The organism is Variovorax sp. J31P179 (genome assembly GCF_030316985.1).
Lineage (GTDB): Bacteria > Pseudomonadota > Gammaproteobacteria > Burkholderiales > Burkholderiaceae_C > Variovorax > Variovorax ginsengisoli_B.
The window spans coordinates 1-7,867 of the sequence record NZ_JASZYL010000036.1; the positions used below are offsets into that span (position 1 = coordinate 1).

Genomic DNA, 7,867 nt, shown 5'->3' on the forward strand with positions numbered 1-7,867 from the left:
GCGCCGGGGGTGCGGGTTTCAAGGTCGTTCATGATGGTGGCTCCTTTCAATGAATGTCGATGCGTCGCGGCTGGCTCGACGCCCGGCGTTGGATGGTGATGCGCAGGACGCCGTCTCGGTAGGTGGCGCTGAGCGCGTCCGGGTCGGCGTCGTCCGAAAGGGCCATCACCCGACGAAACGGGCCGTCGAAGCGCTCGCTGATATGGACAGCAGCGCTTCCCTCGTTGTTTCCGTCGTTCAGGTGCAAGGGCTCACGATTTCCGGCAATTGTCAGGATGCCTCTGTCGAGGGTGACCTCCAGCGCATCCGGGTCCAGGCCTGGAGCGAAAGCGTAGATCTCCAAAGTCTGGGGCGTCCCTCCGACGTTCAGGGCGGGGAAGCCGCGGCCGAGCCCGCGAATGCTGAGCGACGGATCCAGGGCCTGCTGCATGTCGCGCTGCAGCGATCCATCTCGGCGAACAGGGCGCGCGGGAAAAGCGATCGATACATGGCGAGTACCTCCATTCGGTTGAACAGAGCGCCCGAGGCGTCTCCAGCGCTTCCGATCAGCGAGATAGGAGCTGCCCATGAATTTTCAAGAGCCCGTCGTGGGGGCGTTTTGACCCCCTATCTCGTGGAACGGTGCGCGGCTGCAACGCCCTTAGTCTAGTCAGCTAGAGTTTCGTCAGGGGCCGGGTCTTCCAACTCGTGCAGGTCATACACCCGGTCCCGGGGCGCGTAGATCACCGAGCTCAGCAGGCCGGTCAGTACGAGGCCGGCTAGCATACGGGCAACTTCCGGATCATCGTATTCGCACAGGGGCACCAGCTGCCCCGAGTCCAGCGACAGCTTTCCCGTGAGGCCCAAATAGACGCGCGTCAGGACTACCGGCTCACCCTCGTGCCGAGCTGCAAACTCGAACTCCTCGAGCGCCGGCCGACCCTCCACGGCCACGGCCCCCCACCGAACGACATACGGTGTATCCAGGCACTGACCTGTGAACTTGTCCCCAGCGGGGGAAATGGACTGGACATGGCCGCGGCACAGCGGGGCAGCGTTCGCACTGCCAAGGTGCCTGAGAAACTTGCTCGTCGCCGCATCGAGTTCGGCAAACGCCTTCATGACGGGCTCGGTCTTCAGTTCGAGATCGGTGCTCATAAAAACTCCCCAATCGGTCGAAAATCGTCCTGACTATGCGCTGTAAGAACCGCAGACTTCGAAGAAGGCCTCGAGTTCTGTGGATTTGTCGAAAACGCCATCCGCTCCGAGTTCCAGACATCTTCGCCGAATTTCTGCTGTGGGATAGTTCGTCAGTACAAGCACGTGCTGATGCGGCGATCGGTCCTGGGCGGCACGGAGAACGCTGAGCCCGGAGCCTTCCTTCAGGAAAAGGTCCACGACCGCCAGATCCCATTTCTGTTTTTGCCGATCGAGTGCCTCGATGGCCTCCGAAGCGGTCCCGGCGACCGCGATCACGTGCGCGTCGGCCAGTTCTGCCAACGACGGAATCAGGTTCTCGCGAATTGTCTCGCTGTCCTCGATGAGGATGGTGTTGAGCGGCATCGGGGTACGCCAGCGGCGCTCGGTAAAAATCGCCACGTCAGGCCTGTTAGCGCTCGCGATTAGCGCAGATCGTCCCCCTGGCCGCTGTAGGTCAACCGCCTATTCGAGCTACCGATGCGCCCGGATCAATGTGCGGCGCACTCTGCGGCGGCGGCTCCCGGTCCGAACCTCCGTTTGAAACATCGCTGCCTTGGGCAGCCTGCTCAAGGGAGTCGTTCACCTCATCAAGCAGTTCTGCCGATTTGGTCAACTGCTTCTGAAGTTCGCTGGCCTGCTCAACCGCGCAGTCCACGTCCGTGACGTTATGTTGGGAAAGTTCTTCCTTGAGGACCGCTTGCACGACCAGGAGATCATCGGCTACCTTCTTGACCTCCTTGGTGGCATCTTTGTTCTTGTCGAGCGCCTCCACGATCGTTGACGTGGATGGTGTTTCAGGCTGATTGGTTTCGTCCATCTTTTCGATCCTCGTTAAGTCGATAACGCCCGCCACCGACCCGGAAATGTACGTCAATCTCTCGTGCCCTGGCAGAGCGGATGCACCCGCCGCTCCGGAACAGCTCATCGCTGAGATAGCTGTCGCTCGGCATGCCATACCGGCAACCAATATGGCGAGGGATGCACCGGGGTACCGATTTTCCCAGGCCAACAAAGATTGCGTTGATCCATGGGGCGAGGTTTCGGCTCGGCCAAGTCGTAGACCCGGTCCCGGGCGCATAGATCACCGAGCTCGCATTCCGGCCAGCGTGGATCCCAAAGCTGGCGAGTGACCCTGCGAACGGGACGAAAAAAAGCCGGCTCAGGGGAGCCGGCTTTTCAGAGGAGTTACTGGGGCTCAGTAACGACCACCGCCGTAGCCACCAGTGCCATAGCCAACGTCCGAGCGCTTGGCTGCACTGTAGCCGGCCGCGCTGTAACCACCCGAGCCGCTACTCTCTTCGCGGGGGCGGGCCAGGTTCACGACGATCGAGCGTCCATCGACGGACATCCCGTTCAGGCCGGTGATGGCGGCTTGGGCGACTTCGGCAGAAGCCATTTCGACAAAGCCGAAGCCCTTGGAGCGGCCGGTCTCACGGTCCATCATGACCTTAGCTGAGGCGACCCTGCCAAACTCGGCAAAGTTGCTTTCCAGGCTGGAATCAGTCACGGAATAGGGGAGGTTGCCCACGTAGATTTTCTTGCTCATGGAAAGAGCCTTTCTGAATGAAGGCGCGCAACGAATGTCGCGCCGCTGGAACACGGGTGTGCGGATCGGAAGTCCGCACCAACTGGCAAGGGTGTATGGGATCTGCGGCAGCAGATCATCAGCACGCAGGGGGGTGTGCCATGCACGTTTGCAGCCAGCCCTGGGTGACTGCGAAAAGCCGGGCGGCTTCGCGCGAGGCAAAGGCTTTGTCGAAACGGAAGACTCGGCAGTAGCTGCCGTTACCCTGGGAACGATGGACCGAGAAGGAGGCGCGAAAGCGGCCACAGTCGGTCTGATGTGTCGCGGGCGAAACGACGTACTTGCCCATGGAAATGGCGATGTTAGGAATCTAATTCATTCTGGATCGCAGGCTTGTATCAACCTGCGCTGAGCATCTAGGAACTCGATTGGCTGCAGCTCTACAGACCAACAGGGCGACAAAGGTCGCAAACGCTGCCTGCATGGGGCATTGCCGCCTCTGAGCAGGCGTCGCGGTCACTGACGAAAGGTCGCCGTGACTGCAACAAGACGTATTATATCACCGCTTTGCATTTAAGAGTCAGTCATTATTCTATTTGGTGTTAAGTGGGCGTCATTTCGGATGCGCCACGGGCTGCGCGTCGTGCGCAAAACTCGATGCATCTCAAATCCTAGAGCCCGGTCGTATTCGCGCTTTCGTGGTCGCCAGGGAGGCCAGGGCCAGCAGGCCCCAAGGAAACAGAAGAAAGGGCACCCCTCTCCGGCGCAGCATCAGCCCGCTGATCTGGCGGCGACTTCTGGTGCGCGGCGATACCAGCGTCGCCCGGCTTCACCGGATCCTACAGATCGCGTTCGGCTGGCAGGACATGCACCTTCATCGCTTCGAGATTCGCGGTCGCGAGGACGGAGTCCATCAGGAGGGCGGCGTGTTCTTCGACACCGACGCGCACGAAGTCCTGATCGGACAACTGAAGCTGCGGCGCCTTGAGCGATTCCCTACGAATACGAGCAGCTGGATGCCTGCCTGTCCGACCGCAGGGAGGGCCACCGGGCAGCAGCAGCCAATTCAAGGTGCCAGGGCGGGCAGAGTAGCGGCGCATGCGGACGCCGGACGGGGTGAATTTCGTCGTTTCCATGTTTCAGTATGCGGCGGCCCCGGTGGCCCTGGCAGGAACCGACCCCTAGGTCTCCGAACGACATCGAAACACCACCACTGATCGGCAGGTTGAATTCCCCCCGCCTTGCTGCCGCTGCGGCACCCGCTGCATGTGGCCAAGGCGGCTGCCTCGGTCGACCAGCTGTCGGGAGGCCGGCTGGTATTGGGTGTGGCGTCGGGCGACCGGCCGGTGGAGTTCCCGGCCTTCGGCGTCGACATCGAACGGCGCCCCGTCCTGTTCCGCGAATACTTCGAAATGATCCGCCACGTACTGGAGCGCGAGTACCCGACGTTGACGTCGACGGCCGGTGTGCTCGCCGCCAACGCCGACCTCGTGCCCAAGCCGGGAGGACGCCTGCCGATGCTCGTCACCGGAAACAGCGGGCAGCCGCTGCCGTGGATCGCCGGGCATGCAGACGGCTGGATCACCTATCCACGCGGTATCGACCTCCAAGCCAAAACGGTGGCACGCTGGCGCGGCGAGGTCCATGCTGCCAGGCCGGGCGCCTTCAAACCGTTCGTGCAATCACTTTACGTCGACCTCGCCAACGATCCGCGCCTGCCGCCGACGCCCATCCATCTCGGGTTCAGGGCGGGGCGGCACTTCCTGCTGCGCTTTCTCGACTCGCTTCGCGTGGTCGGCGTCAACCACGTCATCCTCAACCTCAAGTACGGCGCGCGGCCGGCATCCGAGGTGCTCGAGGAGATCGGCACCGACGTGCTGCCGGCCCTGGCCGACGCGCAGGGCGACAAGCCTGTTGGCGGCGAGTTGGAACCTAGCGGTGCTGAGGTCAACGACACGCTCGCGCCGCAGCATTGAGGCCGTCCCCCTCGGGAGACCACCGACAAAGCGCAGCTTCGTCTGCCTTGCCTCCAATCTCGGGGCGGGGCGGGGCGGGGCGCGGCTCTGGCGATGCCGTCGGTGACTCAGTTGGGGCAAGTACCGCTGCACGCGAAGTGCCCATCTGGCTCGGTCGAAATTGCGCGCAACTGGCCATGTTCGCCGGGCGCTTGACTGCCGAGAATCGAAAGCTTGACCCGAGGCGGCGACACACTCGCGCGACATCTGGCCGCCACGCCGCCGCGGGCAGTCCCACGTCAGATGAAAACAACCGAAATGCTCGAGCTCGAACGGGCGCTGCACGCGATCGAACTGATCCTGGCCGCCCGCTACGGCGACCATGAATTTGCACCCTGGTCCGGCCCCACCAATCTGGGCGACCTGCCTCCGCCAGCGCAGGAGGTCGTCATCCGCAGGGTCGAGGAGGCCAACAAGGCATCCCAGGAGCGCGCAGCCATTCATTTCTGCCTGACATCCGCCGCCAGGCTGCTGACGGTGACACAACTCCTCATGACCGAACCCGTCTACCGGTCGCCCGAGCATCACGCCCGGCGGCTACGTGAGCTGGTGGACGAGATCCGCACCGGGGCGCGGTCCGCCCTCCGGGCCGCGCTGATCCTGCTGGGGCGGGATCCGGGCTTGGACCGGTCCGTCGATGCGGCCATGCCACAAACTGCCGGCAGGAACACTTGAGCCGAACGGGCAAATATCAATGATGCCGAATCTGCGCGGCAGATACGGGGCTCACGCACCCATGGTTCATGCGTCGCCCAGATTTGGTTTTCGGGTCGATGGCCCGAATCCATGCCCTCGCTCCCGGCGTGCGGCAGCACCAGGCGGCCCGGCCCGTGCGGACGGACGCCGGCCGCGCGGTGGCATGCACCTACACCATACTCCCTGTCTGACCAGCGCCGCGGCTCGTGGGGCTTTGAACAGCTGGCGGTGCACTATGGAAGTCTGCGAAAGACGACTCGGCGGCCGCGCGACGCACGGGCAGCCATGATCACGCGCTACGAGCGCTATGCGAACGAGATCGCGGAGCTGATTTGCAGGGGGCCTTGCGGCCCGGCGACCGCAAGCCGCTACCGGCCAAACACCAATGACCGCGAGGGCCTCGTGATGCATTGCGGCTCCTTCTCCAAAGTCCTCGCGCCCGGCTATCGCGTCGGTTGGGTCGCCGGTGGCAGGTTTGCCAGGCGGATCGAGCATTTGCGGATCATGCACACGCTCTCACCGGCAACTCCCTCAATGGCCGCGATCGCCAGTTATCTCGCGGAGGACGGCTAAGACCGGCACCTCCGCCGGATGCGGGCAACGCTAGCCCGCTATAAGGCCGCTGCGTTGGATGCGATCCGCAACGTCCTTTCCACGCTCGACACGCGTCGCCATCCCGGAAGGCGGCTACTTCCTGTGGCTCCAGTTGCCGAGAAAGGTCGACGCGCCGGAGCTGCATCGACTCGCGCTTGCCCACAACATCACCCTGGCGCCCGGCCCCATGTTCTCACTGGACCGGCGCTTCCTCCCCGCAGTCCGCAAGTGGGTGAGTTGGCGGTTCGACTTGCCGCGAGCTGATCGCGAATTTCCGAGGTCGAACCTGAGGTGCCTGGTGGCGACGCGCGCCGCCGGCACAGAAGCGGCTCGGCCGCTCTCACTCAGCTTCAGAAAGGTCCCCCTCGTTTGGCCGGGAGGTCGAGCTCAAGTGGCGCCGTGGGCGCGAAGTGCTCGTCGTCGACCTGTTTCTGGAAATCCCATGCGACCAATCTGTAGCCCGCTGCGTCGTTGGGCTAAATCGTGACGCATCGGCCGGCTTTCAATTCGTTGGCTGCGTATTGCAGCGCATCCTCCATTCGTGCAAACGAAGTCGCTGCACGGCTCTGCTCGTTCTTCATCGCACTCAGTCCCTTCCCGTCAACAGCAATCCGGCTTCGTAAGCCGGCGCGCCGCCATCTTGATCTGGTCGAGCAACGCCTTCGAACGCTCTGCGCTATCCCTGAGCGTCAAGGATTCGGGCTGGGCCATCAGCTGATGCGCAACACCCATGAGCATCTTCGATGAATCGAGAATCCTCTGTACCGCCCTCCGGTCCTGAGCGGTGACATCCGTTTCGAATGCATCGCCGCTCTTGCACCGGTCGAGCATGACTTCTATCAAATGGCGGGCGGTTGCCATGTCCATCACTCCAGGGGTTTTCATTTCCAACTTTCAACGCCGAATCAGGATCGCCCGGCAACGAATCGCAAATGATGGGAGTGTTACTGCCAGGCACCGGCTGCATAGGGTCAGTTCCCGCGCATTTGGACGGTCCAGTTCGGGGGAGGAGCGCCGCCGACGGACTGGCCCGGTCGAACCAGCACCGACTGAACCTGTTCGGCGCAGGCCGGGTTGCAAACAATCGGAACGCCGGAGATTGAACGGTTTCTTCACACCCGAGACAATGCTATTCAAACTATTCAGGCGCCCGCGCGCGGCCGCAGCATGCGATGTCGAGGCGAACGAGCCGGCCCTTAGCGAGGCCATGCACGTCGAGACGAGCGGCTTCGTGACCTACGCCCTGCTGCTGGACGCCCAGAAGCGTGTCAAGGGCTACAAGCTCGCGTGGCGCATGGCGTTGCCTCACGGCGAGCCGAACGCCTTCGAGAACTTGCGGGCGCTCCTCTCCTGCATCGCGACGAACCTCAATCCTCCCAACACCGGCTGGCGCCTTGGGAGGCTTCTCCTCTTCTTCGACGTGACGGTCAACGGCCTGTTCCTGAATGAGTTGCAGGCCTTGCCACCGGAGAACGTCGTCCTGTGCATGGGTCTCGACAACCTGATGGATGCGGACATCCGGTCGACCCTGCTGCATCTTCACACGCAGGGCTATGGCTTCATGCTGTGCGGCGCCGAGGTGCTGCCCGGAGACCTCGAGCTGTCCTCCATCCTCACCTACGTGGATGTGGGTGACGGTCGTCCCGAAATCGCCGCGAGCGTCCGGCGCGAGCAGCCGCTTGGGACGCCGGTCATTCAGCCCATTGCCACCCGCATGGCGACCTGGCAGGACTTCGACGCTTGCGCTGCGCGTCGCCTTGATGTTTTCGTGCAGGGCAGCGAAGCGATCGTCCCCACGACGCAAGCGGGGGCCACCTTGCAGCCGGAAGCCATGCTGATCGTCCGTCTGATGCAGGCG

At 63.0% G+C, this 7,867-nt stretch carries 11 protein-coding genes and 1 pseudogene; 5 read left to right on the forward strand and 7 right to left on the reverse strand.

Going from position 1 to position 7,867, the window contains the following annotated elements; translation table 11 throughout:
* Positions 1 to 46: 46 nt before the first annotated feature.
* The 6 genes and pseudogenes from QTI17_RS34760 to QTI17_RS34785 all read right to left on the reverse strand — a co-directional run bounded on the left by QTI17_RS34760 (position 47) and on the right by QTI17_RS34785 (position 3,053).
* Positions 47 to 489, reverse strand: a pseudogene (locus QTI17_RS34760) (Hsp20/alpha crystallin family protein).
* 156 nt (positions 490 to 645) lie between these two features.
* On the reverse strand, positions 646 to 1,137 hold the full coding sequence (locus QTI17_RS34765) for a hypothetical protein (protein ID WP_286538733.1): 492 nt from the start codon (positions 1,135 to 1,137) through the stop codon (positions 646 to 648).
* 33 nt (positions 1,138 to 1,170) lie between these two features.
* A complete protein-coding gene (locus QTI17_RS34770; protein WP_286538747.1) occupies positions 1,171 to 1,542 on the reverse strand; it encodes a response regulator in 372 nt (123 codons plus the stop codon).
* A gap of 91 nt (positions 1,543 to 1,633) precedes the next feature.
* Complete coding sequence (locus tag QTI17_RS34775; RefSeq protein WP_286538734.1) at positions 1,634 to 1,996, reverse strand: hypothetical protein; 363 nt, start codon at positions 1,994 to 1,996, stop codon at positions 1,634 to 1,636.
* A gap of 378 nt (positions 1,997 to 2,374) precedes the next feature.
* A complete protein-coding gene (gene rbp, locus QTI17_RS34780) occupies positions 2,375 to 2,725 on the reverse strand; it encodes an RNA-binding regulator (protein WP_286538736.1) in 351 nt (116 codons plus the stop codon).
* Between the two features lie 118 nt (positions 2,726 to 2,843).
* Positions 2,844 to 3,053 (reverse strand): hypothetical protein, encoded by a 210-nt coding sequence (locus QTI17_RS34785; protein ID WP_286538739.1) that lies wholly within the window; start codon positions 3,051 to 3,053, stop codon positions 2,844 to 2,846.
* 451 nt (positions 3,054 to 3,504) lie between these two features.
* On the opposite strand from QTI17_RS34785, the gene QTI17_RS34790 reads away from it, so the two are divergent.
* The 4 genes from QTI17_RS34790 (at position 3,505) to QTI17_RS34805 (ending at position 5,988) form a co-directional block, all read left to right on the forward strand.
* Positions 3,505 to 3,921, forward strand: coding sequence for an IS1096 element passenger TnpR family protein (locus QTI17_RS34790; protein ID WP_286538740.1), 417 nt, complete (start codon positions 3,505 to 3,507; stop codon positions 3,919 to 3,921).
* Between the two features lie 24 nt (positions 3,922 to 3,945).
* Positions 3,946 to 4,680 carry an LLM class flavin-dependent oxidoreductase gene (locus tag QTI17_RS34795; RefSeq protein ID WP_286538742.1) on the forward strand — a complete coding sequence of 245 codons (735 nt, stop codon included), beginning with the start codon at positions 3,946 to 3,948 and terminating at the stop codon, positions 4,678 to 4,680.
* Between the two features lie 297 nt (positions 4,681 to 4,977).
* On the forward strand, positions 4,978 to 5,394 hold the full coding sequence (locus QTI17_RS34800; RefSeq protein ID WP_286538743.1) for a hypothetical protein: 417 nt from the start codon (positions 4,978 to 4,980) through the stop codon (positions 5,392 to 5,394).
* Positions 5,395 to 5,700: 306 nt separating this feature from the next.
* Positions 5,701 to 5,988, forward strand: coding sequence for a hypothetical protein (locus QTI17_RS34805; protein WP_286538744.1), 288 nt, complete (start codon positions 5,701 to 5,703; stop codon positions 5,986 to 5,988).
* A gap of 621 nt (positions 5,989 to 6,609) precedes the next feature.
* Here the strand turns inward: QTI17_RS34805 and QTI17_RS34810 are convergent.
* On the reverse strand, positions 6,610 to 6,870 hold the full coding sequence (locus tag QTI17_RS34810; protein ID WP_286538746.1) for a hypothetical protein: 261 nt from the start codon (positions 6,868 to 6,870) through the stop codon (positions 6,610 to 6,612).
* A gap of 238 nt (positions 6,871 to 7,108) precedes the next feature.
* Here QTI17_RS34810 and QTI17_RS34815 point away from each other — a divergent pair.
* On the forward strand, positions 7,109 to 7,867 hold a 759-nt coding region (locus QTI17_RS34815), incomplete at its 3' end, for a YuxH family protein (protein ID WP_503011167.1).